This is a genomic window from Bacillus cereus group sp. BfR-BA-01330, from assembly GCF_022663885.1.
Taxonomy (GTDB): Bacteria; Bacillota; Bacilli; order Bacillales; family Bacillaceae_G; genus Bacillus_A; species Bacillus_A cereus.
This window is the reverse complement of sequence record NZ_JAKUGK010000002.1, coordinates 1-25513: the sequence shown is the minus strand read 5'-3', so window position 1 is coordinate 25513 and position 25513 is coordinate 1. Positions and strand designations below refer to the sequence as shown.

The window sequence follows — 25513 nt, the reverse complement described above, 5'->3', positions numbered from 1 at the left end:
CCGCTTCCATTGTTAGCGGAGGTTTCTAGTACCCTTGCACTAGCGGAGTTGTCACATACAACCCCGTATTTCCAATTCTTCTTTATATAAAGAAGATATGTATGGAAAGTTGATATAAATATGCCCTCACCTATATATAGATGAGGTTGCATGTTTCATTGTATTCGATAGGAAGGGAAAAAATCCCTTCCTACCGTATATCTTTTACTATGCTATTACAAATTTACTTTTTGTTCAAGAATTGTTGCAATTTTTGTCACCATAATATCAATTGCAACGTGGTTTTGTCCACCTTCAGGGATAATAATATCCGCAAATTTCTTAGAAGGCTCAATAAATTGATTGTGCATTGGACGTACAACATTTACGTACTGATCAATAACTGAATCCATCGTACGACCGCGCTCTTTAATATCACGCTGCATGCGACGCAGAATACGAAGGTCAGCATCCGTATCAACGAATAATTTAATGTCCATTAACTCGCAAAGACGTGGGTCTTCTAAAATAAGAATTCCTTCTAAAATAATTACATCTTTCGGCTCAACTGGAATAATTTCTTCTGAACGCGTATGCAATGTATAGTCATATACAGGCTTATCAATTTGCTCATATGCAAGCAACTGCTGCAAATGTTCAATTAACAGATCATTATCAAACGCAAGCGGATGATCATAATTTGTTTTTAAACGCTCTTCCATTGGTAAATGGCTTTGATCTTTGTAATAATAATCTTGCTCTAAGATTAAAATAGAATGACCTTTAAAATGGTCAAAAATCGCTTTCGTTACACTCGTTTTACCTGATCCCGAACCACCAGCAATTCCAATTACAACAGGCTTATTCGTCCCCATTCGACTATCACTCTTTCTTATTGAAGTATGCTTTTGCGCATCATATTATTCACATACACTCGTTGATCCACTTTGAATTTCACGATTTGCAACGGATGTCTCGCTGCATCTAATTCGTTTCCATCCTCATCCCAAATTTTCTCCACCGTTTGCGTAAAGTTTTCTATTTCTGGTCCAAAGAACTCCACTTCATGTCCTGGTTTGAAATGATTACGTTGCTCAATCGTTACGATGCCCGTTTCTTCATTATAATCTAACACTAAACCAGCAAAATCATACGTTGTTTTCTTACTATGATTTCCAAACATTTGCTCTTGATGTCCTGGAACCCCTTCAAAGAATGCAGGAGCTGTATCACGATTTGCACATTTATCAAGCTCATCTAACCATTCTTGTTTAAACTCAAAGTTATCTGGATCCGCACAATAAGCATCAATTACTTTACGATATACAGTTGCTACAGTCGCTACGTAATGGATTGATTTCATACGTCCTTCTACCTTTAAGCTATCGATTCCGATTTCAATCATTTTCGGAATTGATAAAATTAAATTTAAATCTTTTGGACTCATCGCAAAGTGAGCATCTCCTTCTTGGAATAGAGGAAGCTCTTTTGCATCTTTATGTTGTGATACTGTTTGAACTAAATCATAATCCCAGCGGCAAGATTGGCAACAACCACCACGATTAGAATCACGCGCTGTCATATGGTTACTTAATGTGCATCTTCCTGAATATGCGATACACATTGCACCATGTACGAATGCTTCAATTTCAATATCCACTTTTTCTTTAATTTCTTTCATTTCTTCATAGCTTGCTTCACGAGCTAATACAAGACGATGTAAACCTTCTTCTTTCCAATACTGTGCTGCTTTCCAGTTGGATAGTGATTGCTGTGTGCTTAAATGCACCTCAACAGAAGGCGCTACGCGTTTACAAGTCTCAATGATAAGCGGATCAGCAACGATAATTCCCGTTACGCCAGCTTTTTCAATCCCTTTTAAATATTCCTCTAGCCCGTCCATATTTTCATTATGTGCAAAGATATTTGTTGTTACGTATATTTTTGCTCCATACTTCTTTGCAAACTCAACGCCTTCTGCCATTTCTTCTAGCGTAAAGTTACCTGCATTCGAACGAAGACCAAATTCTTGTCCACCTAAATATACAGCATCTGCCCCGTAATGGATAGCTACTTTTAATTTTTCTAAGTTACCCGCAGGGATTAACAGTTCAGGTTTCTTCACAATAACACGTTTGCCATCGATCACTCGTGAAATTTCTTGTACAGTCATTTCCTACACCCTCCTCGTTTAGTAAACCGTTTCTTTAAAGAAGAATCCTGTATCTAACGGACGATTTACTGGTTGCATTTCTTCTATTTCTTTATATAGATCATCTTTCACGTCATAATATGCATCACGATCTTCTACGCATAAATCAATCGCTTGACGATATTTCTTCGTTACTTCAATAATGTATTCAGAGCTTTTTAGTACACCGTCGATTTTTAAGCTATCAACTTCAGCTTCGATTAGTTCCTCTAATTCATCGATGAAACAAATATCGTTCGGACTCATAATGTGAGTACCATTTTCATCTTCATAAATTGGATATTTATTGTTACGCTCTGGGTCATATAAGAACATATTCTCTTCATATTTTTTCTTTTCAATGTCAAGATTACGTCCTTGATACTCAAAGTAGTTTCCTACTAATGAACGCTTCGATTGGAACATACAAGTCATACCGTGAATTTGTACTTCTAGTTCCACTTCAGCATTTTCTTTTAAATCAACAATTTCATCTAAGCTCAGCTCACGAGCTAATACAGCGCGCTTCGCTCCTCTTTGTCCCCAGTAGTTACAAGTGAACCAGTTTGTTGCTGTCGTTTCTGTATTCCAGTGCAACTGCATATTTGGTGCTACTTCGCGAACAGCCATTAATACCGCTGGATCTCCGAAAACAATTGCATCTACATTTACTTCGTTTAAAAATGAAACGTAATCTGTTAATTCTTCTACTTTATCGTTGTGGAACATAGCGTTCATGGCTACGTATACTTTCACACCATTTTCATGTGCAATCTTCACAGTTTGTTTTACATCTTCACGTGAAAACTCCCCTGCTAAACGTAAACCAAACTTTTGCTCACCGATCATTACCGCATCTGCTCCTGCTTTCGCAAGAGGTTCGATATCCGCCACCGCTCTTGGCGTTACTAACAATTCAGGTTTCTTCATACCTTGGTCACCCTCTCTTTTTACTAACAGCTACTCCATCACCAATTGGGAAAATCGTTGTATCATATCCTTCATGATTCATAAGCCACTCATTGTACGTCTTAATACGACGGATTAAACCACGTGTACGTCTGTTTTCAATTTTCTCTTTTGTCGTTACAAGACCGTGGTACATAACATTATCTGAAATAATTACTCCACCAGGATTTAATAACGGTTCATATAAGTCAAAAAAGCGACGATACTGTCCTTTTGCTGCATCAATAAAAATAACGTCAAATGTCCCGTGTTCTTTTACTTGTTCACCTGTCTCTAACGCATCACCGTAAATAACTGAAATACGATCTGTTACTGGGGAACGTTCTATATATTCAAGTGCTTTTTCATATCTCTCACGATTGCGCTCAACTGTCACAATACGTGAATTTGGAATAGCTTGCATCATACGAATACTAGAATAACCGATTGCTGTTCCAAGTTCTAAAATGCTTTTCGGTCCAATTAAACGTAAAAATTGCAGCATAAATTCCATTCCAAGTCGATCCATAATCGGCACATGATTTTCTGTTGCATATTCTTCCATTTCAAGAATTAATTTATCTTTCGGATCAATAAATGATAATAGGTACTCGTTAACTGCATCCTCCATAAATGGTCCTCCTTATTTACATGGAGAAGTGCCTCTATGACGTCTTTTCACACATAGAATGCAATAAAAATACAAGCCAGCTTTACCCTTAGCTTGTACGTCCCGTTTTGATATTAAAAACGATTCTTCTGCCAGTTTTTAACCCGATATATTTTACCACAAAAAAGAGGGATGTGCGACTTTTTTCGCTATCCCTCCCCATTTCACTGTTTTTTCGTAATGTATTTTTGCTTTAATGCATTATGCTCTTCTAATGTTTTCGCATAATACACTTCACCACTTGGTGCAGCTAAGAAATAATAATAATCTGTTTGCGCAGGTTCTAACGCAGCTTCCACTGAATGTTTACCAGAGTTTGCGATCGGCCCTACCGGCAATCCTTTTACAACATACGTATTATACGGTGAGTTGACCTTTAAATCTTCGTATAATACACGTTGTTTATGCTTTCCAAGTGCATATAATACCGTTGGATCCGTTTGAAGTGGCATGCCTTTTGTTAAACGATTATAAAAGACACTAGAGATCTTTTGACGATCTGTAAAACCAGTTGCCTCTTCTTCAATAAGTGAAGATAATGTTAAAAGCTGATGAACATCCCAATTCTTCGCTTTCATTTTCGCCTCATTTTGAACAATGATTGCATTTGTTTTCTCAAGCATTGGAATTACAATTGCTTCTAACGTCGTATCTTTCTTATAAAACGAATACGTTGCAGGATATAAATAACCTTCTAATGGGTATTTAATATTACTATCAAAGATTTTATCTGTTAATAACTTCGGATACTTTTGCTGCATTTTTTGAATAAATGCTTTATCGTTTAATTGACGCGTAACATCATCTTTATTCCACTTTAGTTCTGTCGCAATCGTTTCTGCAATTTCAGTTACTTGCGCCCCTTCTTTAATCGTCACTTTATAAAGAGCTGGACGATGCACGTTGCCAGATGACATTTGTTCGATCACATCTTCAGCATTCATTGAAGGATTTAATAAATATGTACCTGCTTGTAAACTTTTCGATTTAGCCTTTGTATAAAAACTAAAAACTGTACCGTTTTTTACAGCGCCTTTTTCTTCTAAAATTTCTCCAATTTTACTTGTAGATGATCCTTTCGGAATTTCTACTTCAATCTCTTTTTTATTCCCGCTATCAACTGGTCCTAATGCGGATGAAATATACGCATAGACTGAACCACAAACTAAAAGCAGTGCAATAATCGAAAATAAAAAGATGCGTCTACGCTTCTTTTTCACTTGATTCTCTATCAAAACATTTCCTCCTTACTTAATTGTAGACCGTATGTACACCTTTCTATACAGCACGATGTAAAAACGCAACAAATTCACTTATCTTTTTTAATTGATACTTTATTTTTCTACAATCCGTCTCATTATACTACAAAGACTTACACAGTTTCGACAAAAAATCTTTCATTTTACATATAAATACAAAAAAAAGATGGACTGTATGTCGTCCATCTTTTCAGTACTTATTATTCAGCTTCTTGCTCATCAGCAATAGTGTTAAACGTTTCTTGTACCATTTCCCACTCTTCTTCTGATTCGATTGGAAGTAAAACTCCGCCCTCTTCTTCATTTTGCTCATAAGCCATTGCATCATAAATTGGGTCTCCATCTTCATCTACTTCACCGATTGGAGAGAAGATTACGTATGATTTTTTACCAAATTTGTCAGCATCAAAAGTGAAAATAATTTCACATAAATGTTCGTTACCTTTTTCGTCTACAATTGTAATTTGACGTTCTTCCATTTTGGTCACCTCTTATTTTCTATCTAAAAATCCTTGTAAGATTACGACTGCAGCCATCTTATCGATTACTTGTTTTCGCTTCTTACGACTTACATCAGCTGAAATGAGTAGACGTTCCGCTGCCATTGTTGACAAACGCTCGTCCCACATTACAACGTCTAATTGTAACAGCTCTCGTAGGTTTTCTGCAAATTGTTGGCACGCTTCACCACGTGGGCCAATTGTACCATTCATATTTTTAGGTAAACCTACTACTATTTTGTCCACATTGTACTGCTTTACTAACTCAGAAATACGATCAAAACCAAAGTGACCTCGTTCTTCGTTAATCTTAATTGTTTCTAATCCTTGTGCTGTCCAGCCCATCTCGTCGCTAATTGCAACTCCGACTGTTTTTGTACCTACATCTAAACCTAATATCCGCATAAACTACTCCTCACGATGATGTTTCAAGTAAGACTTCACAAGCTCTTCAATTAACTCATCACGTTCAAGCTTGCGAATGATGCTACGTGCATCTTTATGGCGAGGTATGTATGCTGGGTCTCCACTTAATAAATAACCGACGATTTGGTTAATCGGATTATAGCCTTTTTCTTGAAGTGCATCATACACAGTTAAAAGTACATCATTTACATGGACACTCTGTTTTTCATCTTGAATGCTAAACTTCATTGTTTTATCAAAACCGTCCATTTCAAGCACCTCACTTATATAGTAAGTATAGGGAGAAGAACTTCTCCTCTCCCTACCATTGTACACTACTATCTCTTTATTTTGAAACAGATTTAACGTACTCTTGTACAAATGCTAAAGCTTCTTCGACTTGAGCTGGGTTTTTACCGCCTGCTTGTGCCATATCAGGACGGCCACCACCGCCACCGCCGCAACGAGAAGCTACTTCTTTCACAAGTTTACCAGCATGGTAACCTTGGCTAATTAAGTCTTTCGTTACACCTGCTAGGATGTTTACTTTATCGTCATTAACAGACGCTAATACAACAACTGCTGACTCTAATTTATTTTTCAGATCATCCATCATCGTACGTAAGTTGTTCATATCTGCAACATTTACTTTCGCTGCTAATACATTTACACCATCAACTGTCATTACAGAATCAGTTAAGTTTCCAGCTTCGATATTGCTTAATTTCGCAGCAAGAGATTCATTTTCTTTTTGCAGTTGTTTCACTTCAGCAAATAGACCATCAACTCTTGTTAAAATATCTTTCGGATTTGTTTTCATTTTTCCTGCTGCTTCTTTTAATAAACCTACTTGATCGTTCATTAATTCGTATGCAGACTTACCAGTTACTGCTTCAATACGACGAGTTCCTGCACCAATACCAGACTCAGCAACGATTTTGAAAATACCGATAGAAGCTGTATTATCAACGTGACAACCACCACAAAGCTCTAAGCTGTAATCGCCAACTTGTACAACGCGTACAACATCTCCGTATTTTTCACCGAATAATGCCATTGCGCCCATTTCTTTCGCTTCTTCGATTGCTTTTTGAGAAATCTCAACATCAATACTTTCCCAAATTTTTTCGTTTACCATACGCTCAATTTTTTCTAATTCGTCAGCTTGTACTTGACCGAAGTGAGAGAAGTCAAAACGTAGACGTTCAGAAGTTACAAGAGAACCTGCTTGGTTAACGTGTGTTCCAAGTACGTCTTTTAATGCTTGGTGTAGTAAGTGAGTTGCTGTATGATTTTTTACAACGCTACTACGGTTTTTCGTATCGATAATAGCTTTTACAGCCGCATCTTTCGTTAATGTACCTTCTTCAACAACAACTTTATGCAAGTTTTGGCCGTTTGGTGCTTTTTGTACGTCTTTTACAAGAACTTTCACACCATCTGCAAGAAGGTAACCACGGTCTGCAATTTGTCCACCACTCTCAGCATAGAATGGTGTTACATCAAGAATTAACTGTCCTTCTTCACCAGCTTGTAAGCTGTCTGTGTATTCGCCGTTTTTCACAAGTGCAACAACGTTACTTTCTGTTGCAACTGTACCGTAACCAACGAATTCGCTCGCTACTTTAATTTCTCCAAGGACACCACCTTGAACTTGCATAGAATCAACGTCTTGACGAGCAGCACGTGCACGCTCACGTTGTTTTTCCATTTCATTTTCAAAACCTTCATGATCAACTGTCATGCCAGCTTCTTCTGCATATTCTTCTGTTAATTCAATTGGGAAACCGTATGTGTCATATAGACGGAACGCATCTACTCCAGAAATAACAGTTGTTTTTTCTTCTTTTGCTTTTGCAATTACTTCAGCTAAAATTGCTTCACCATCATGAAGTGTTTCATGGAAACGCTCTTCTTCGTTCTTCACAACTTTCGCAATGAAATCTTTCTTTTCAAGTACTTCTGGATAGAAGTCTTTCATTACTTCTCCAACAACCGGTACTAATTCAAACATAAATGGACGGTTGATGTTTAATTTCTTCGAATAACGAACAGCGCGGCGTAATAAACGACGTAATACATAACCACGGCCTTCGTTAGATGGAAGAGCACCGTCACCAACAGCGAATGTTACTGTACGGATATGGTCAGCAATTACTTTGAATGCCATATCTTTTTCTAAATCGCCATTACGATATTTTTCACCAGAAATTGTTTCTGTTGCACCAATCATCGGCATGAATAGGTCTGTATCAAAGTTCGTAGGTACATCTTGAACGATAGATGTCATACGCTCTAGACCCATCCCTGTATCAATGTTTTTCTTAGGAAGTGGTGTATATGAACCGTCTGGATTATGGTTAAATTGAGAGAATACAAGGTTCCATACTTCTAAGTAACGCTCGTTTTCTCCGCCTGGATATAATTCTGGGTCACTAAAGTCATTACCGTAAGCTTCTCCGCGGTCATAGAAAATCTCTGTATTCGGTCCACTTGGCCCTTCACCGATATCCCAGAAGTTTTCTTCTAAGCGGATAATACGCTCTTTTGGAACGCCCATTTTCTCATTCCAAATTGTGAATGCTTCTTCATCTTCTGGATGGATTGTAACTGATAGTAATTCTTTATCGAATCCGATCCATTTGTCGCTCGTTAAGAATTCCCAAGCCCATGTAATTGCTTCTTCTTTGAAGTAATCACCAATTGAGAAGTTTCCTAACATTTCAAAGAATGTATGGTGACGAGCTGTTTTCCCTACGTTTTCAATATCGTTTGTGCGAATTGATTTTTGAGCATTTGTAATACGTGGATTTTGTGGGATTACACGTCCATCAAAATATTTTTTTAATGTAGCTACACCACTATTAATCCATAGAAGAGATGGATCTTCATGTGGAACTAGTGATGCACTAGGTTCTACTGCATGTCCTTTTTCTTGGAAAAAGTCTAAAAACATTTGACGAATTTGTGCGCCTGTTAGTTGTTTCATTGTATTTTCCTCCTTAAATATAAAAAACTCCCGTCCCTATAAAAGGGACGAGAGTTAACTCGCGATACCACCCTAATTATGAATTGATTACAATAACAATCAATTCATCACCTCATGGTGCCGTAACGTGGCAAGACGGCAGTGATTAGCTGCTCTCAGGATTAGCTTTCTGTTACCCTTCATTTAAAGCTTCTTTCAGCCATATGGAAGCTTCTCTCTATAAATGGACTGTAACGTACTTGTTCCGTCATTGATTTAATGTATTATATGACTAAATATAATAGAATTCTCTTAAGTTTGTCAATGTAGATAATCATTTATATTGTATTAATTGCTTATTAATCATAGGTATTCTACTATTCATTCTTAACAGCCTTTTCATATATTATGCGTTTATTAACAAATCGGAATCTCCTTATAAGAATGATTTATAAAAATTTCTAAATATTACTTTTTTTGCTACAATTAAATTATTGTTAATAAAATAAAGGAGCGATCACAATGACAACCTTACTTAGCAAAGCTAAAAACATATTAGCGACTGACGAAACGATATTATTTTACGCAGCATGTTCATTAGACATATTTATTTATCGTTCCGTCGCAAGGCCAGGATTGCTAATTTTAACGAACAAAAGACTATTCTTTTATGGGCCAGATGTAAGTAAGAATCCAATATTTGAAGAGTACTCTTTCGCAAAAATTTCTAATCTAAAAGAACAAAAGCGTCTTTTCAACAATCAAATTATATTTATGTATGATAACGAATGGAAAAAAATAAAACATATTCAAACAAATGATGTGAGCTCCCTCGTTCAAAAAATACACGAGCAACTTTCTAAATAAATATATGATTAGCCCTCTATTTCTTACATAGAGGGCTTCTATACTTACACATCTTCTTTTTTCAAGAGCGGTCTCACATGAACAATGACAGTGCGAATAACTGCTAAAATCGGAACCGATATTAGCAATCCTACAATCCCAGCTACCTCTCCCCCAACTAGTAAGGCAAGCATAATAATAACGGGATGCATACGAAGTGACTTACCAACGATGTAAGGCGATAAAATGTTACTCTCCACAAATTGCAAAATCGCAATCGTGATCCCCGCCTTAATAAGTAAACTCGTTGATACTGTTGCTGCAATCATTAACGTCGGGATCGCTCCTAAAATAGGACCGAAGTATGGGATTATATCCGTTACCCCAATAATAATGCCAAGCAATAATGGATATTTCATACCGATAAACCAAAAAGAAAGAGCTGATACTCCCCCTAATACTAAACAAACAAATAACTGTCCTCGAATATAGCTTCCAAGTGACTTATCAATTTCTTTCGCAAGCATTTGCCCCGTACCTCGCCATTTACTTGGGACTAGTTTCCAAAAGATATGATAAAACTCACCATAATCTTTTAATATGTAAAATACAATAAACGGTATTAAGAAAATAATGAGCAATGAATCGAGTACACCACGAGCTGTACTCATCACTTTATTTAAAAGCGCTTGAATCTTCGTTTCCACACCCACAAAAAGTTGCTTCACCTTTTCATGAATGAACGAAGGGAAATTCGCTGTTTGTTCTGTAACGCCATCCATCCACGAATCGTACATCTTTGTAAACTGGGGAAATTGTTCATTAATCTCTTGTAACTGTTTAATAACAACTGGTGTTCCTTTATAAATCCCATAACCAATTCCGCCAAAGAAAAGGATATAAATGAGCAAAATGGCAAGTGTACGGGGCATCCCTTCCTTATGAATTTTTTCAATTAAAGGGTGCAATAAATACGCAATAAAACACGCGATAAGAAACGGCGTGATTGCTACTTTAAATACAAAAATAATCGGTGCCCATAGCGGCTTAATTTTTAAAAAGACGAGCAGACAAAGAAAAACAAGTAACAATAATCCTAAACGATATATCCAAATGATTTTAAGATTCTTCACATGAAAAACCTCCTCCACCTTTATTTTGAAAATAAATGGGGTAGGTTATGTGCGAAACTTTTAAAATCTTTTCATACGGACCATACTGTTTTTTAAAGACGTACATATAAATAACATAACAAGGACAACCACCCCTGAGAATACAGCATGAATTAATATAATCAGGAGGGCTAATTATGGTTTTGTTTATGCTTGGATTATCAGCACTTTTTATGATTCTTGAATGGATTTGTATCGGGTTCGGTATTTGGAAGGGGTTCTTTATTCATTCCTCACGTAAAGAAAAAGCGAAGCAATTATGGCAGTATGGAATACTTGGCGTTGGCTGCTACGGTCTATCTTATCTTTTCTCAGAGATCGGACTTTTTTATTTGCATATGGGTGCATAAAAAACTCCCTTGTCTACAAGGGAGTTTTTCAATTTATCGAAATGATTATAAGTAAGACTTAATCATCTTACGTGCTTTTTTCATATTGCGTTTTGAAAATACATCTTGTTTACGAGCATATTGATATGCTGCAGCTCCAACACCTAATGCGATTAATGAATTGCGTAGATTCAAAGTAAATCCCCCTTTTCGTTATCCGATCGTTCTTTCATTCTCATCAAATAAATCATCAAGAGAGCTTAATGAACCGTCTTCCTCAACTTGATGTGTATGGATTTTCCCCTTTGAAACCGATAATTCGATATAACAATTCCAGCAATAAAATTGGTTGACACCTATTTTTCCAATGTCTTTCCCTTTGCAATTTGGACAAATGAACATATGGCTTTCATCTCCTTACAGTCTCCCAGATTCTATTCGCCATTATGTCCAAACTGCATTCATTTATACATTACTGGAGCCTTTCAACGCTATGCGTTTGAAAGTTTCACTATATAATTTCACCTTGTTACATGAAATCATACGGTGAAATGTTTTCCACGTCCATTTCCTCGCCATTAACTGTGACCATCTGTACTTCTCCTTGTGATTCTTGCAAGCGACTAGCTAAAGTTGTTTGACGCATTGCATCATCAAGGCGATTTACACCAGATTGGAAAGCTGCTTCCTCCCCGCAAATAATAAGGAACTTCTTACTTCTTGTAATACCCGTGTAAATTAAATTACGACGTAACATACGGTTGTAACTTTTCACGATTGGCATAATAACAATCGGAAATTCACTACCTTGTGATTTATGAATGGAACAACAATATGCATGCGTAATTTGATTTAAATCGGGCTTCGTATACGTTACCTCAATTCCATCAAATGAAACGATAATCATATCTTGTTGCTCAACGTTTTCTTTTGCATAAAACACCGAAACAATTTCCCCAATATCACCATTAAACACTTGGCTCTCCGGCTGATTCACGAGTTGCAGTACTTTATCACCTCTTCGGTACACAACATCACCGTAAGCAATTTCTTTACTCTTTTCCCTCTTCGGATTAAATACTTGTTGCAGCGCTTCGTTTAATACATTAATACCAGCAGGCCCGCGGTACATCGGTGCTAATACTTGAACATCCCTTGCACTAAAGCCTTTTGTTTTAGCATTTTCGCAAACTTTTTTCACAACCTCAACAATTTGAGCCCCTGTACAGCTGATAAACGAACGATCTTTTTTGTTTTGCGCTAAATCTGGTGGTAGAGTTCCATTTTTTATCGCATGGGCAAGTTGAATCACTGATGAGCCTTCCGCTTGACGATAAATTTCAGTAAGCTTCACTGTCGGAACTGCGCCTGCATTTAATAAATCTTTTAATACTTGTCCAGGTCCTACAGATGGCAACTGATCTTCATCACCTACAACGATAACTTGAATATTCGTCGGCAACGACTTAAATAGCTGATTTGCAAGCCAAATATCAACCATTGAAAATTCATCGATAATAAGGAGCTTACCTTGGACAGGATCCGTTTCATTACGCTGGAAAGATCCTTCTGGCGTCCAACCAAGTAAACGGTGAATTGTGCAAGCTGGAAGTCCTGTCGATTCACTCATCCGCTTCGCTGCTCTTCCTGTTGGAGCTGTTAATAGTATTGGAAATGGATTATCATCACTGTATTCATTCGGATTTAACGATAATCCGTGAAGTGACGCATACATTTCAACAATCCCTTTAATAACTGTTGTTTTCCCTGTTCCTGGTCCACCTGTCAATAACATCATCGGTTTATGAAGTGCCGTTTGAATTGCTTCTTGCTGAAACGGTGCATATTGTACGTTCAGTTGTTCTTCAATTTCACCTAACGTTTTTAACACTTCCGCTTCTGGAAATGAAGGTGTTTCTTCTTGATTCATAAGCCTGCGAATAGACTTTACAACACCTTTTTCAGAGTAGAATAACGTCGCTAAATACACTCGTTCTTCTTCTATGATGACTTTCCCTTCACTTTGCATCGTTTCAATACAACCTATAATATCTTCCTCAGTCACTCTTCCTTCTTGATTGTTTAAAAGTGACATCGTTTCTCTTACAAGTTGATCTTTCCTCATATAAACATGACCAAGTTGTAATGAGACATTCTCTAATGTGTAAAAACATCCCGCTCGTACACGGTCGTCATGATTACCCGATATCCCTAACGCACGCCCTATATCATCCGCTCTTCCAAAACCAATCCCGTCCACTTCTTCAATAAGTTGATACGGATTATTACGAATCACTTCTAATGTCATCTCTTTATATTGCTGGTAAATCTTAATAGAAAGTTTCGTTCCAAAACCGTAGCCATTTAAAAAGCTCATTACTTTCTCTAATCCTTGATGTTCAACAATTGTCTCATATATTTCCTGAGCCTTTTGTTTATTAACAACACCATTTAACGCCTCAGGGTCATCCATAATTTTAGAAATAGCATGTTCTCCGAGATGGTCCACAATTTTTTCAGCTGTACGTTTTCCTATCCCTTTAAATAAATCACTCGCTAAATATTGCACCATACCTGCTTTTGTTTGCGGCAATTCTTTTTTAAATGTTTCAACCATATATTGTTTTCCATACTTTGGATGGTCCTTAAAATGACCTGTCAATGTAAACACTTCATCTTCATGCATGCGGGGAAAATGACCGTTTATCATTACTTTCTTTTCGTCATACGTTTCATTCGTTTCAATGACTTTCATACTGACAACGGAATAGAGGTTTTCTTCGTTGTGGAAAATGGTATGAAGAACTTGCGCTTTTATAAACTTTTTCTCTTCCTCAAACAAATCCATTGCATGTTGATTTCCCATCTTTCCTCTCCTTTCCGATATTTTCACTTTAATGAGCAGTACATCCCCCACCTTTTTAGATGAGGGATAACTACCCATTAAACTATATTTTTATCTTATTCAGCTTCTTGCTCTAATAAACGAACGCCATTACCCGCTAAAAAGTGATCTGGCTGAATTTCAGTTGCTTTCTTAAATAAAGCGAGAGCCTTCTCATTATTTTCCTCAAATACGTACGCAACACCTAAATTGTAATACGCATCTGCATGCTCTTCATCCATTTCTAATACCTTTTCAAAATAAGGTTTCGCCTCTTGAACATGTTCTAATCGCGCGAAGCAAAGTCCGCACTGGAATACAGCTTCTACATCGTTTTCATCTAATTCTGTTGCTCTTTGTAAGAATGGTAGTGCAAGACGATCATTTCCAAGCTGTACATGTGTGATACCTAACATAAATGTTACATCAGCTGATTGTAATCCAGCTTGCATTGCTTGTTCAAATACAGCTTTCGCCTCAGTAAATTGCTCTTGGCCATAATATACATTTCCTAAACCATAATAGGCAGCTGCAGATTTATCATCTAACTCTAGTGCGCGTTTATAAAATAAAATCGCTCGCTCGCTATCACCTAATACGTCTAATAAATTTGCAAAATTAATGTATCCAAGCGCATCTTTCGGATTTTCTTCGATTGCTTCTGTAAAATTTTTAGCTGCTTCTTCCCAGTTTCCTTCTTGCATATATTGAATACCTGTTTCAAGTTTGTTTGACATGTCCTTCACCTCTACAACAAATTATAACAAAGAATGTATTTTCCAAGCGAACGAAAATTCGCTTTATGTAAAAGAAACCTCTAACCGCTAATCGGCAGAGGCTTCTCGTTTATCCTAAATAATCCAATTTCTTACCACTACGGTATACTTCATCAATTGTAGCACCGCCTAAGCACTCATCTCCATCATAGAAAACGACTGCTTGTCCTGGTGTAATTGCACGAATTGGCTCATCACAAAGAATACGAACTGTATTTTCATCAACGATTTGAACCGTTACTTTATTGTCTTCTTGACGATAACGGAATTTCGCCGTGCACTTAAATTCTGTTTCTTTTTCTTTGTTACTTACCCATCCTACATTCGTAGCAATAACTTCATCACCATATAGAAGTTCGTTATGGAATCCTTGATCAACATATAAAATGTTTTCTTTTAGATTTTTCCCAACAGCAAACCATGGATCACCATTACCACCAATTCCAAGGCCATGACGTTGTCCAATTGTATAATACATTAAACCGTCATGCTTCCCTTTTACTTCACCAGATAATGTTTGCATTACACCTGGTTGTGCCGGTAAGTAGTTACTTAAGAAATCTTTAAAGTTACGCTCACCAATGAAGCAAATACCTGTACTATCTTTTTTCGCCGCTGTCGCTAAGTCAGCTTCTTTCGCCATTTCACGAATTTGCGGTTTCTTTAATTCACCTAACGGGAACATTGTTTTTGATAATTGCTCTTGGCTTAATTGATTTAAGAAATATGTTTGATCTTTATTGTCATCAACGCCGCGAAGCATTTTATATTCGCCGTCCATATAAGCAACGCGTGCATAATGGCCTGTTGCCACATAATCCGCACCAAGCGCAATTGCATGCTCTAAAAATGCTTTAAATTTAATTTCTTTATTACACATTACATCTGGGTTTGGTGTACGACCAGCTCGATACTCATCTAAGAAGTACGTAAATACTTTATCCCAGTATTGTTTTTCAAAGTTTACTGCATAATACGGAATACCAATTTGGTTACACACTTCAATTACATCATTGTAATCTTCTGTTGCTGTGCAGACACCATTCTCATCTGTATCATCCCAGTTTTTCATAAAAATTCCGATTACATCATAACCTTGCTCTTTTAATAAAAGTGCTGCTACAGATGAATCGACGCCACCGGACATTCCGATGACAACGCGTGTTTCGTGAGGTAGTTTGTTCATCATGTCACCTCCCATGCTAATTTTGTGTTAATCGCTTCACGATTTTCACTGTTTCGTACGCCGCTTTTTCAATTTGCTCTTTCGTATTTCCAAGTCCAAAACTAAAGCGTACGGATGAACGTATTTGATCGGAGTCTTTTCCAAACATCGCTACTAATACATGTGATGGATCAATCGAACCAGCTGTACAAGCAGAACCGCTTGATACTGCAATGCCAGCAAGGTCTAAGTTCACAAGAAATGGTTCAATGTTCATTCCTGTAAAACTTACATTAAGTACATGCGGTAAGCGATGTTCTAAGTTTCCGTTTACCTCGAAAGTAATGCCTTCATTTTTGAAGACAGATACCATTATATCTTTAAACTCTTCATATTGGGCATTTTTTTGCTCACGAGTTTTTTCAGCTATAAGAATTGCATGCTGAAGCCCAGCAATACTAGGCACATTTTCCGTACCAGCACGGCGTTTTCTTTCTTGCTCTCCGCCTATTAATAACGGTTCAAATTTCACATTTGCACCAGCGTATAAGAACCCTACACCTTTTGGCCCATTAATTTTATGAGCTGAAATTGATAATAAATCAATTCCAAACTCTTTCACATTAATTTCTACTAAACCGTAAGCTTGTACCGCATCTGTATGGAAATAAGCTTGATGATCTTTTAGCAACTTTCCTATTTCCACAATTGGTTGCATTGTCCCTACTTCATTATTCCCAAACATAACAGATACAAGAATCGTCTCTTCTGTTAATGCCTTTTGTATGTCAGAAACTTGAATAAGCCCTGTTTCATCGACAGGTAAATATGTCACTTCAAACCCTTCACGCTCTAACAATTCGCACGTATGCAAAATCGCATGATGTTCAATTTGCGTCGTTATTATGTGGTTACCTTTATGACAGTTCGCACGTGCTACACCGATAAGCGCTAAATTATCAGCTTCTGTACCACCGCTCGTAAATATAATTTCATTCGGATTCGCATGAATGCTGCGTGCACACACTCGTCTCGCCTCATCTACTGCATGGCGAGTTTGACGTCCATAAAAGTGAATACTAGACGGGTTCCCGAATATTTCTGTCATATATGGAATCATCTTTTCGACCACTTCTGGGTGAGTCGGAGATGTCGCAGCATGATCTAAGTAAATGCGTTCCATTAAATCTCCTTCTTTCCAAATCGTTTCACAAGGAATTAAATGTAAAACATATAGCCCCCGTGATTTTCTTCCTCATAACGTACTAAATCTTCTAACGTTGTACTATCTAACACTTCTTGCACCGCATCACGAACACGCATCCATAACTGGCGCTGTGCTGGCTCTTCTTCTTCTATCATTTCTACAACACTAATCGGTCCCTCTAATACACGGATTACATCCCCAGCTGTAATGTTAGCCGGTTGATCAGATAATACATATCCGCCGTATGCCCCGCGCGTACTCTTTACAAGACGAGCGTTACGAAGTGGTGAAATTAATTGCTCTAAGTAATGCTCGGATAAGTCATGCGCCTGCGCAATTGATTTTAATGAAATCGGACCTTCACCAAACTTTTTTGCAAGATCAATCATAATTGTTAAGCCATAGCGGCCTTTTGTTGAAATCTTCATCTATTTTGCACCTCTTTTCAAATTTTCACTTCTATTGGTTATATCTTATTTATAAAAAGAACACAATTTAAAATCCTATGAAATTATAGCATAATATAGTATTATAAGAAATTTCAACTTGTGTATCAAAATGATAACATAAAATCACATTGAAAAACTCGGAAATTATTACAATTGAAAGAAAAATGAAAATATTAATCTTCATTTTTCCCATAAAACAGCATCCTATTTCAAATTCCGTAGAAAAAAATGATACGATAGAACGAGATTATATATTAAGGGAGACGGTCCAAATGAAACAACCACTCGCACATCGAATGCGCCCTACAAATATTCAAGAAATTATTGGGCAACAACATTTAGTTGGTGAAGGAAAGATTTTATGGCGAATGGTCCAAGCCAATCATTTTCAATCTATGATTTTATACGGTCCTCCAGGTACAGGAAAAACATCCATTGCCAGTGCAATTGCAGGAAGTACCGGTACCCCGTTTCGTCTATTGAACGCTGTTACTCACAATAAAAAAGATATGGAAGTTGTCGTACAAGAAGCGAAGATGCATCGACATCTCGTTTTAATTTTAGATGAAGTTCACCGTCTAGATAAAGCAAAGCAAGACTTTCTATTACCTCACTTAGAAAGCGGACTTCTTACTTTAATTGGTGCTACGACAAGTAATCCATTCCATGCAATAAACTCCGCTATTCGAAGCAGGTGTCAAATTTTCGAATTACACGCACTAACAGAAGAAGATATTTTAATTGGGTTAAAAAGAGCTTTAGAAGATAAAGAAAAAGGGCTTGGAGAATATGCAGTAACGGTAACAGATGAAGCACTACATCACTTTGCAAATGCCTCTGGTGGTGATATGCGTTCCGCTTATAACGCACTTGAGCTTGCTGTATTATCTAGCTTTACTACAGACGATCAAGCGGCTGAAATCACACTCGAGATTGCAGAAGAATGCTTACAAAAGAAGAGCTTCGTCCACGATAAAGGCGGCGATGCTCATTATGACGTATTATCAGCATTCCAAAAATCAGTGCGCGGAAGTGATGTAAATGCAGCACTCCATTATTTAGCACGCCTTATTGAAGCAGGTGATTTACAAAGCATTGGCAGACGCCTTCTTATTATGGCTTATGAAGATATTGGACTTGCTAGCCCACAAGCTGGACCACGTACACTAGCTGCAATTGAATCAGCTGAACGAGTTGGATTCCCAGAAGCACGCATCCCACTTGCAAATGCCGTTATCGAGCTATGCTTATCACCAAAATCAAATTCAGCTTATAAAGCACTTGATGCTGCATTACACGATTTACGCAACGGCCAAACAGGTGACATTCCAAGCCATTTAAAAGATAGTCATTACAAAGGCGCAGAATCACTTGGAAGAGGCATTGGATATTTATATCCGCACGACCATCCAAACGGCTGGGTAAGGCAACAATACTTACCTGATAAAATAAAAAGCAAGCAATATTATAAACCGAAAACGACAGGAAAATTTGAGCAAGCACTTTCTACTGTTTATGAAAGATTACAAACTTCGAATAAAACGAAAAATAAAGGGTAACATAAACGAAAACGTCACCATTATGGAGGCTTCGCTTATGAAAACACGTCAAGATGCATGGACAAAAGAAGATGATCTCCTTTTAGCAGAAACTGTTTTACGACATATTCGCAGCGGAAGTACACAAATAAAAGCATTTGATGAAGTTGGCGATGCGTTGAACCGGACTTCAGCAGCTTGCGGCTTTAGATGGAATGCTGAAGTAAGACCGAATTACGAAGATGCGGTGCAGCTTGCAAAAAAACAACGTAAAGAATTAAAACGTTCTGAAGCTAATATAGAAAAAGATCGGTTCACGAAAACGAAACAACTCGTAATTGACGCCGATTTTTCAGAAGATATTACACCAAGTAAACAAGATCTTACGATGCAAAATGTCATCTCATTTTTGCAAAACTTGGAGCATAATAACCCTTCACTCGCAAAGTTGCAAACGGAAAATGATGTATTACAAGCTCAGCTCACTTCTCTGCAAAAAACGAATCATGAACTTGAAACGAAATTAGCGGTACTCACAAAAAAACAACAAGCAATCGAAGAAGATTACGCGATGCTTGTTCGAATTATGGATCGTGCTCGAAAACTTGTTTCAGTCGAAGAGCAAGAAGAGCAAATTGCCCCAATTTTCAAAACCGATCAAAATGGGAATTTAGATATTATTTATTCTGCAGAGAATTAAAAACAGGGATGTCACTTTTTTAACTGAGTGACATCCCTGTTTGTTTTCGGTGAACCATATATAGATATCGGTAAATGAAATTATATTAACGGTTTTTCGAATATATCTATCACAACTTGCAATATATCAACGATTTTTCAAATATATCTATCACAACTTGCAATATATCAACGATTTTTCAAATATATCTATCACAACTTACAATATATCAACGATTCAATAAAGGATATCGATTTAACGACAAAGATTGACAATAACATTCCTCCTTGTCATACAAGGAAACTCCTAAAACGGATTGGATATTTTTTACTAAAATATTATTATAAACATATACCTTTAAAGGGAGATGGTTGCTATTTCATTAATAATCTTCAAAATAACTCTTGGCCTTCTCGTCCTAACTTTAGCTCTTTTCACCATTAACAGTCTAAAAAAGACATCCGCCTATAAATCAGATAAATATGATTATTGCTTACTAACCTTACTTACATTTGAACTAGTAGTGATGCAAATATTCATATTTCTTTAATACATATAAAAAAGCATATATCCAAAATGGATATATGCTTTTCTTTTATTCTTGCCCTACACGTTTCACTTCTACGTTTTTAATGCGTTCACGTACAACGTGACTTGCCATAATTAAGCCTGCCACAGATGGTACGAATGCATTTGATGAAGGCGGTAATTTCGCCTTACGAATTTTTGCATTCTCGTCTGGTACAATTTCTTTACGTACTTCTTCACGAATTACGATTGGGTTTTCGTCAGAGAAGACAACTTTTACACCTTTTTTAATACCCTCTTTACGAAGCTTCGTACGAATGACTTTCGCAATTGGATCTGTATGTGTTTTAGAGATGTCCGCAATACGGAAACGAGTTGGGTCCATTTTATTCGCTGCACCCATACTTGAGATAATTTTAATTTTACGACGTAAACATTGTTTAATTAAATGAATTTTGAACGTAATCGTATCAGATGCATCCACTACAAAGTCTAAACCGTACTTAAAGAACTCTTCATATGTTTCATCTGTATAAAACATTTCTAGTCCAATTACTTCACACTCTGGGTTAATGTCCGCGATACGCTCTTTCATTAATTCTACTTTTGAACGTCCTACAGTAGATACTAAAGCGTGAATTTGACGGTTTACGTTTGTAATATCTACAACGTCTTTATCAACTAATACGAGACGTCCTACGCCAGAACGTGCTAACGCTTCAGCTGCAAAAGAACCTACACCGCCAATTCCTAAAATACCGACTGTACTATTTTTTAATATTTCAAGTCCTTCTTTACCGAAGGCTAATTCATTACGTGAAAATTGATGTAACATTCAGCTCTACACTCCTATTACAAAAATGGTCTACCATGTATTCTAGCGTTTTTCCGACTATTTGTATAGAAAAAGTTATAGAATTCCTAAAAATACATATTTCGAGAATGAAAACATAGACCAGAATTTTATTTCTTCCTAAATACACGTTTAAAAAGGAGGATTTAGAGAACCGAGCAGATCGAGGCGCTGAAGCCAGGAGGAGCGCAGTGTAGAAACACTACTCGAGCACCGGACTGGCGAAGCAACGATGAGATGCGACAGTTATCTAAACCGGACTTTTTAAACAACCTCTCAAAAAAAGTCTAGACGGTTATAGTATAACCATCTAGACCCTATTCTTACTTCTCTTCTTTCAAGCTTAATTTTAAGTTCAGTTCTTCAAGCTGCGATTCTGCAACTGGGCTTGGAGCTTCTGTTAATAAGCAGCTTGCGCTTGCTGTTTTCGGGAATGCAATTGTATCACGAAGGTTCGTACGGCCTGCAAGTAACATAACAAGACGATCTAAACCTAATGCGATTCCGCCGTGTGGTGGTGTACCGTATTCGAATGCTTCTAATAAGAATCCGAATTGCTCTTGCGCTTCTTCTTGTGAGAATCCAAGTGCTTTGAACATTTTTTCTTGTACGTCACGCTCGTAAATACGAAGTGATCCACCACCAAGCTCATAACCGTTTAATACAAGGTCATATGCTTGTGCACGTGCTTTTTCTGGTGCTGTTTCTAGTAACTCAACGTCTTCACGGAATGGCATTGTGAATGGGTGGTGAGCTGCGAAGTAACGATCTGCATCTTCATCGTACTCAAGTAGTGGCCAATCAGTTACCCATAGGAAGTTAAATTTACTTTCATCAATTAACTCAAGCTCTTTACCTAGACGTAAACGAAGTGCGCCTAAGCTATCTGCAACAACGCTCTTCTTATCTGCTACGAATAGTAATAAGTCGCCAGCAGTAGCTTCTAATGTGCTCATTAACACATTTGCATCTTCTTCACCGAAGAATTTCGCAATCGGTCCTTTTAGGCCGTCTTCTTCAACTTTAAGCCAAGCTAGACCTTTTGCACCGTATACTTTCACGAATTCAGTTAATGCATCGATGTCTTTACGAGAATATTTACTTGCAGCACCTTTTGCATTAATTGCTTTTACTTGTCCGCCGCTTTCTACAGCACTTGTAAACACTTTAAAGCCACAATCTGCTGCAAACTCAGATAAGTCTGTTAGTTCCATTTCAAAGCGTGTATCTGGCTTATCAGAACCGTAGCGAGCCATTGCATCAGCATATTTCATACGAGGGAATGGTGCACTCACTTCTACACCTTTTGCATCCTTCATAACTTTCGTCATCATACGCTCCATCATATCTAAAATTTCATCTTGTGTTAAGAATGAAGCTTCGATATCGATTTGCGTAAATTCTGGTTGACGATCCGCACGTAAATCTTCATCACGGAAACAACGTGCTACTTGATAGTAACGCTCAAATCCGCCGACCATAAGAAGCTGTTTAAATAACTGTGGTGACTGTGGTAATGCATAGAATTCACCATCATGTACACGACTTGGCACTAAATAGTCACGAGCTCCTTCTGGCGTGCTTTTCGTTAAAATTGGTGTTTCTACTTCTAAGAACTCTTCTGTATCTAAGAAGTTACGAATTGTTTTTGTTACATCGTGACGCATTTTGAATGTGTTGAACATTACAGGACGACGTAAGTCTAAATAACGATATTTTAAACGCACATCTTCTGATGCATCTGTATCATCAGCAATGATAATTGGCGTTGTTTTCGCTGCATTTAGTACATTTACTTTTGTTGCTTGTACTTCAATACGACCAGTTGCCATATTGTCATTAATTGCGCCTTCACCACGTTCAACAACTGTACCTTCTACGTGTAATACGTATTCGCTACGAATTGTTTCTGCTACTTCTAACGCTTCTTTTGATGTTTCTGGGTTAAATACAACTTGTACGATACCTGTACGGTCACGTAAATCGATAAAGATTAATCCACCTAAGTCACGGCGTTTTTGTACCCAACCTTTTAATTGAACTGTTTGTCCAACAGCTTCTACTGTTACTTTTCCACATGCATGTGTTCTTTCAGCCACTGTAAGTTCCCCCTATATTAATTTCTCTGCTACGTATGAAGCAAATACATCTAACGCTACTTCTTCTTGTTCACCTGTTGCCATATCTTTTAAGTTAATGATGCCTTTATCTAGCTCATCTTCTCCTAATACAGCTACAAATTTCGCCTTTAGACGATCTGCTGATTTAAATTGTGCTTTCATTTTGCGATCTAAATAATCTTTTTCAACTGACAATCCAGCTTTACGAAGATCGAACGCAACTTTTGCAGCATGGTCTTTCGCTTTTTCGCCAAGCGCTACAACGTAACAATCAATGCTATGTTCAAGTGGTAATTCAATGTTTTCAGCTTTTAGCGCCATAATTAAACGTTCAATACTCATTGCAAAACCGATACCTGGCATTTCTGGTCCACCGATTTCTTGTACAAGTCCGTTATAACGGCCACCACCGCTTAATGTAGTGATCGCACCGAAACCTTCTGCCTCACTCATAATTTCAAAAACAGTGTGTTGATAGTAGTCTAAACCACGCACTAAGTTCGGATCTTTTTCAAATGGAACATCCATCATCGTTAATAGTTCTTGAACTTTGTCATAGTATACTGCTGAATCTTCGTTTAAGTATTCTGTAATAGATGGTGCTGTTCCCATTAATTCATGGTTACGGTCTTTCTTACAGTCTAAAATTCGAAGTGGGTTCTTTTCTAAGCGAGATTGACAGTCAGAACAGAATTCGCCGATACGTGGCTCAAAGTGTGCGATTAATGCATCACGGTGTGCTTGACGGCTCGCTGCGTCACCTAAACTGTTTAATACAACTTTAATATTTTTTAAGCCCATGCCGCGGTAAAATTCAACAGCAAGTGCAATTACTTCTGCATCAATTGCAGGGTCATTACTGCCGATTGCTTCGATACCGAATTGTACGAATTGACGATAGCGACCTGCTTGTGGTCTTTCATAACGGAACATTTGACCGATATAGTATAATTTCGTTGGTTGTGTCGCATCACCAAACATTTTATTTTCAACGTAAGAACGTACAACAGGTGCAGTACCTTCTGGACGTAATGTTAAGCTACGCTCTCCACGATCTTGGAATGAGTACATTTCTTTTTGTACGATATCTGTCGTATCACCAACACCGCGTAAAAATAGCTCAGTGTGTTCAAAAATTGGTGTACGAATTTCTTTATAATTGTAACGACGGCAAATTTCGCGTGCTTGCCCTTCGATATACTGCCATAACTCAACAGTGCCTGGAAGAATATCTTGCGTTCCGCGTGGGATTTGAATAGACATATTCAGTTCCTCCTCAAATTGTTTTAATCTTAATAAAAATAAAAAAACTCCCGCCTCTACTGTTTAAACAGTAGGGACGAGAGTATTATACCCGTGGTGCCACCCTAATTGAAGCACGTATGCTTCCACTTTTTTAATAACGCTTAAATATGCGTTCATCCCTACTAAGCATATATGCCGTTCAAGTTGAAACCTCTAGAGTGTCATTCAATCAGTCATCATGCAGAAATGTTTTCAGCCTAAGACATTCCTTCTCTTTCCATGTGTGTCTCATTTACTCTTCTCTATCAACGGTTATATTCATATGTAAATATAAAATTACTATACGTTTGTTAAGTAGGATTGTCAAGTGCTCTAAGAACGTTCAATCTGCTTCTTTAAACGCTTTACATCTTGAAGAGAAATCCCAAACTCCGAAGCAAGCTCCATTGAAGTATTGTTTTGCTCTTTTGAAATAAAATCATGAAAATTCACGTTAAACAGTTGATTTGCACCATTTGTAACAGAATGCCCTTTTTCATTCATACGCATACGTATATCCCTCACATTCAATATGGATGTTTTACTTTTTATTGTTCCATATTGATGAGAGAGTTATACATAACCGAAACTGCTATTGATTCCAAATAAATGAACAAAACATACAACAATGTATAAAAAAGAGAGGATTATATAATCTGTACCCTTTGTAAAGGACATTTTAAAAAAAGTTAGGCGGCATCAAGAAGATGATTTCTGTATTCGACAGGAGTCATCTTCTTTAAATTCCACTGATATCTATGCT

General features: G+C 37.3%; 26 protein-coding genes and 2 other annotated features. Of the genes, 4 read left to right on the top strand and 22 right to left on the bottom strand.

What is annotated here, in order from left to right:
• Positions 1-215: 215 nt before the first annotated feature.
• The 9 genes from udk to alaS all read right to left on the bottom strand — a co-directional run bounded on the left by udk (position 216) and on the right by alaS (position 8941).
• The gene (udk, locus tag MR112_RS05830) at positions 216-854 is read right to left on the bottom strand and encodes a uridine kinase (protein ID WP_000537078.1); all 639 of its coding nucleotides are present in this window, start codon (positions 852-854) and stop codon (positions 216-218) included.
• A 17-nt stretch (positions 855-871) separates the two neighbouring features.
• Entirely contained in the window at positions 872-2152 is a 1281-nt protein-coding gene (locus tag MR112_RS05825; protein ID WP_000217974.1) for a peptidase U32 family protein, read from the bottom strand.
• 18 nt (positions 2153-2170) lie between these two features.
• Entirely contained in the window at positions 2171-3100 is a 930-nt protein-coding gene (locus MR112_RS05820) for a peptidase U32 family protein (protein WP_000742801.1), read from the bottom strand.
• 7 nt (positions 3101-3107) lie between these two features.
• Entirely contained in the window at positions 3108-3749 is a 642-nt protein-coding gene (locus MR112_RS05815; protein WP_000389102.1) for an O-methyltransferase, read from the bottom strand.
• 203 nt (positions 3750-3952) lie between these two features.
• Entirely contained in the window at positions 3953-5023 is a 1071-nt protein-coding gene (mltG, locus tag MR112_RS05810; protein ID WP_000572134.1) for an endolytic transglycosylase MltG, read from the bottom strand.
• 224 nt (positions 5024-5247) lie between these two features.
• Positions 5248-5526, bottom strand: coding sequence for a DUF1292 domain-containing protein (locus tag MR112_RS05805; RefSeq protein ID WP_000392730.1), 279 nt, complete (start codon positions 5524-5526; stop codon positions 5248-5250).
• A 12-nt stretch (positions 5527-5538) separates the two neighbouring features.
• Positions 5539-5952, bottom strand: coding sequence for a Holliday junction resolvase RuvX (gene ruvX / locus MR112_RS05800; RefSeq protein ID WP_001221192.1), 414 nt, complete (start codon positions 5950-5952; stop codon positions 5539-5541).
• Positions 5953-5955: 3 nt separating this feature from the next.
• A complete protein-coding gene (locus MR112_RS05795; protein WP_000348590.1) occupies positions 5956-6222 on the bottom strand; it encodes an IreB family regulatory phosphoprotein in 267 nt (88 codons plus the stop codon).
• A gap of 76 nt (positions 6223-6298) precedes the next feature.
• Positions 6299-8941 (bottom strand): alanine--tRNA ligase, encoded by a 2643-nt coding sequence (alaS, locus tag MR112_RS05790; protein WP_000811825.1) that lies wholly within the window; start codon positions 8939-8941, stop codon positions 6299-6301.
• Positions 8942-8981: 40 nt separating this feature from the next.
• Positions 8982-9201, bottom strand: a binding site (T-box leader).
• A gap of 241 nt (positions 9202-9442) precedes the next feature.
• Here alaS and MR112_RS05785 point away from each other — a divergent pair.
• Positions 9443-9787, top strand: coding sequence for a PH domain-containing protein (locus MR112_RS05785; RefSeq protein ID WP_000209578.1), 345 nt, complete (start codon positions 9443-9445; stop codon positions 9785-9787).
• 44 nt (positions 9788-9831) lie between these two features.
• Here the strand turns inward: MR112_RS05785 and MR112_RS05780 are convergent, their stop codons facing one another.
• Positions 9832-10899, bottom strand: coding sequence for an AI-2E family transporter (locus MR112_RS05780; RefSeq protein WP_000793128.1), 1068 nt, complete (start codon positions 10897-10899; stop codon positions 9832-9834).
• 176 nt (positions 10900-11075) lie between these two features.
• Between MR112_RS05780 and MR112_RS05775 the strand changes: the two genes are divergently transcribed.
• Positions 11076-11288, top strand: coding sequence for a hypothetical protein (locus MR112_RS05775; protein ID WP_000242535.1), 213 nt, complete (start codon positions 11076-11078; stop codon positions 11286-11288).
• A gap of 45 nt (positions 11289-11333) precedes the next feature.
• Here MR112_RS05775 and MR112_RS05770 read toward each other — a convergent pair whose 3' ends face one another.
• The 7 genes from MR112_RS05770 to cymR all read right to left on the bottom strand — a co-directional run bounded on the left by MR112_RS05770 (position 11334) and on the right by cymR (position 17727).
• Positions 11334-11462 carry a YrzQ family protein gene (locus MR112_RS05770; RefSeq protein WP_001053553.1) on the bottom strand — a complete coding sequence of 43 codons (129 nt, stop codon included), beginning with the start codon at positions 11460-11462 and terminating at the stop codon, positions 11334-11336.
• Between the two features lie 18 nt (positions 11463-11480).
• Entirely contained in the window at positions 11481-11669 is a 189-nt protein-coding gene (locus MR112_RS05765; RefSeq protein WP_000469281.1) for a hypothetical protein, read from the bottom strand.
• A 127-nt stretch (positions 11670-11796) separates the two neighbouring features.
• Complete coding sequence (gene recD2 / locus MR112_RS05760; RefSeq protein WP_000528082.1) at positions 11797-14133, bottom strand: SF1B family DNA helicase RecD2; 2337 nt, start codon at positions 14131-14133, stop codon at positions 11797-11799.
• A gap of 95 nt (positions 14134-14228) precedes the next feature.
• Entirely contained in the window at positions 14229-14888 is a 660-nt protein-coding gene (locus MR112_RS05755; protein WP_000066409.1) for a tetratricopeptide repeat protein, read from the bottom strand.
• A gap of 109 nt (positions 14889-14997) precedes the next feature.
• A complete protein-coding gene (gene mnmA / locus MR112_RS05750) occupies positions 14998-16113 on the bottom strand; it encodes a tRNA 2-thiouridine(34) synthase MnmA (RefSeq protein WP_242244845.1) in 1116 nt (371 codons plus the stop codon).
• Positions 16114-16129: 16 nt separating this feature from the next.
• On the bottom strand, positions 16130-17275 hold the full coding sequence (locus MR112_RS05745; protein WP_078186720.1) for a cysteine desulfurase family protein: 1146 nt from the start codon (positions 17273-17275) through the stop codon (positions 16130-16132).
• Between the two features lie 35 nt (positions 17276-17310).
• Positions 17311-17727, bottom strand: coding sequence for a cysteine metabolism transcriptional regulator CymR (cymR, locus tag MR112_RS05740; RefSeq protein WP_000704116.1), 417 nt, complete (start codon positions 17725-17727; stop codon positions 17311-17313).
• A 293-nt stretch (positions 17728-18020) separates the two neighbouring features.
• Here cymR and MR112_RS05735 point away from each other — a divergent pair, with 293 nt between their 5' ends.
• Both MR112_RS05735 and MR112_RS05730 read left to right on the top strand, forming a co-directional pair.
• Positions 18021-19307 carry a replication-associated recombination protein A gene (locus MR112_RS05735; RefSeq protein WP_000812943.1) on the top strand — a complete coding sequence of 429 codons (1287 nt, stop codon included), beginning with the start codon at positions 18021-18023 and terminating at the stop codon, positions 19305-19307.
• 37 nt (positions 19308-19344) lie between these two features.
• Positions 19345-19986, top strand: coding sequence for an RsfA family transcriptional regulator (locus MR112_RS05730; RefSeq protein ID WP_000857709.1), 642 nt, complete (start codon positions 19345-19347; stop codon positions 19984-19986).
• Positions 19987-20560: 574 nt separating this feature from the next.
• On the opposite strand, the gene MR112_RS05725 is transcribed toward MR112_RS05730, so the two are convergent.
• The 5 genes from MR112_RS05725 to MR112_RS28865 all read right to left on the bottom strand — a co-directional run.
• Positions 20561-21328 carry a tRNA threonylcarbamoyladenosine dehydratase gene (locus tag MR112_RS05725; RefSeq protein WP_000903179.1) on the bottom strand — a complete coding sequence of 256 codons (768 nt, stop codon included), beginning with the start codon at positions 21326-21328 and terminating at the stop codon, positions 20561-20563.
• 341 nt (positions 21329-21669) lie between these two features.
• Positions 21670-23445 (bottom strand): aspartate--tRNA ligase, encoded by a 1776-nt coding sequence (gene aspS / locus MR112_RS05720; RefSeq protein ID WP_000840892.1) that lies wholly within the window; start codon positions 23443-23445, stop codon positions 21670-21672.
• A gap of 12 nt (positions 23446-23457) precedes the next feature.
• On the bottom strand, positions 23458-24729 hold the full coding sequence (hisS, locus tag MR112_RS05715) for a histidine--tRNA ligase (protein WP_000027084.1): 1272 nt from the start codon (positions 24727-24729) through the stop codon (positions 23458-23460).
• A 69-nt stretch (positions 24730-24798) separates the two neighbouring features.
• Positions 24799-25029, bottom strand: a binding site (T-box leader).
• Between the two features lie 54 nt (positions 25030-25083).
• A complete protein-coding gene (locus tag MR112_RS05710; RefSeq protein WP_001242605.1) occupies positions 25084-25260 on the bottom strand; it encodes a hypothetical protein in 177 nt (58 codons plus the stop codon).
• A gap of 179 nt (positions 25261-25439) precedes the next feature.
• The coding region (locus tag MR112_RS28865; RefSeq protein WP_333563856.1) for an IS3 family transposase at positions 25440-25513 on the bottom strand (74 nt) is incomplete at its 5' end.

What these genes read in the sequence shown, in the direction of transcription:
- MR112_RS05820 (WP_000742801.1), bottom strand. Translation starts at nt 3,100, where the DNA reads ATGAAGAAACCTGAATTGTTAGTAACGCCAAGAGCGGTGGCGGATATC.
- MR112_RS05755 (WP_000066409.1), bottom strand. Translation starts at nt 14,888, where the DNA reads ATGTCAAACAAACTTGAAACAGGTATTCAATATATGCAAGAAGGAAAC.
- MR112_RS05785 (WP_000209578.1), top strand. Translation starts at nt 9,443, where the DNA reads ATGACAACCTTACTTAGCAAAGCTAAAAACATATTAGCGACTGACGAA.
- mnmA (WP_242244845.1), bottom strand. Translation starts at nt 16,113, where the DNA reads ATGAACAAACTACCTCACGAAACACGCGTTGTCATCGGAATGTCCGGT.
- MR112_RS05775 (WP_000242535.1), top strand. Translation starts at nt 11,076, where the DNA reads ATGGTTTTGTTTATGCTTGGATTATCAGCACTTTTTATGATTCTTGAA.
- recD2 (WP_000528082.1), bottom strand. Translation starts at nt 14,133, where the DNA reads ATGGGAAATCAACATGCAATGGATTTGTTTGAGGAAGAGAAAAAGTTT.
- MR112_RS05765 (WP_000469281.1), bottom strand. Translation starts at nt 11,669, where the DNA reads ATGTTCATTTGTCCAAATTGCAAAGGGAAAGACATTGGAAAAATAGGT.
- MR112_RS05805 (WP_000392730.1), bottom strand. Translation starts at nt 5,526, where the DNA reads ATGGAAGAACGTCAAATTACAATTGTAGACGAAAAAGGTAACGAACAT.
- MR112_RS05815 (WP_000389102.1), bottom strand. Translation starts at nt 3,749, where the DNA reads ATGGAGGATGCAGTTAACGAGTACCTATTATCATTTATTGATCCGAAA.
- MR112_RS05725 (WP_000903179.1), bottom strand. Translation starts at nt 21,328, where the DNA reads ATGTTACATCAATTTTCACGTAATGAATTAGCCTTCGGTAAAGAAGGA.
- hisS (WP_000027084.1), bottom strand. Translation starts at nt 24,729, where the DNA reads ATGTCTATTCAAATCCCACGCGGAACGCAAGATATTCTTCCAGGCACT.
- MR112_RS05825 (WP_000217974.1), bottom strand. Translation starts at nt 2,152, where the DNA reads ATGACTGTACAAGAAATTTCACGAGTGATCGATGGCAAACGTGTTATT.
- udk (WP_000537078.1), bottom strand. Translation starts at nt 854, where the DNA reads ATGGGGACGAATAAGCCTGTTGTAATTGGAATTGCTGGTGGTTCGGGA.
- ruvX (WP_001221192.1), bottom strand. Translation starts at nt 5,952, where the DNA reads ATGCGGATATTAGGTTTAGATGTAGGTACAAAAACAGTCGGAGTTGCA.
- MR112_RS05795 (WP_000348590.1), bottom strand. Translation starts at nt 6,222, where the DNA reads ATGGACGGTTTTGATAAAACAATGAAGTTTAGCATTCAAGATGAAAAA.
- alaS (WP_000811825.1), bottom strand. Translation starts at nt 8,941, where the DNA reads ATGAAACAACTAACAGGCGCACAAATTCGTCAAATGTTTTTAGACTTT.
- MR112_RS05710 (WP_001242605.1), bottom strand. Translation starts at nt 25,260, where the DNA reads ATGCGTATGAATGAAAAAGGGCATTCTGTTACAAATGGTGCAAATCAA.
- MR112_RS05735 (WP_000812943.1), top strand. Translation starts at nt 18,021, where the DNA reads ATGAAACAACCACTCGCACATCGAATGCGCCCTACAAATATTCAAGAA.
- MR112_RS05745 (WP_078186720.1), bottom strand. Translation starts at nt 17,275, where the DNA reads ATGGAACGCATTTACTTAGATCATGCTGCGACATCTCCGACTCACCCA.
- MR112_RS05730 (WP_000857709.1), top strand. Translation starts at nt 19,345, where the DNA reads ATGAAAACACGTCAAGATGCATGGACAAAAGAAGATGATCTCCTTTTA.
- cymR (WP_000704116.1), bottom strand. Translation starts at nt 17,727, where the DNA reads ATGAAGATTTCAACAAAAGGCCGCTATGGCTTAACAATTATGATTGAT.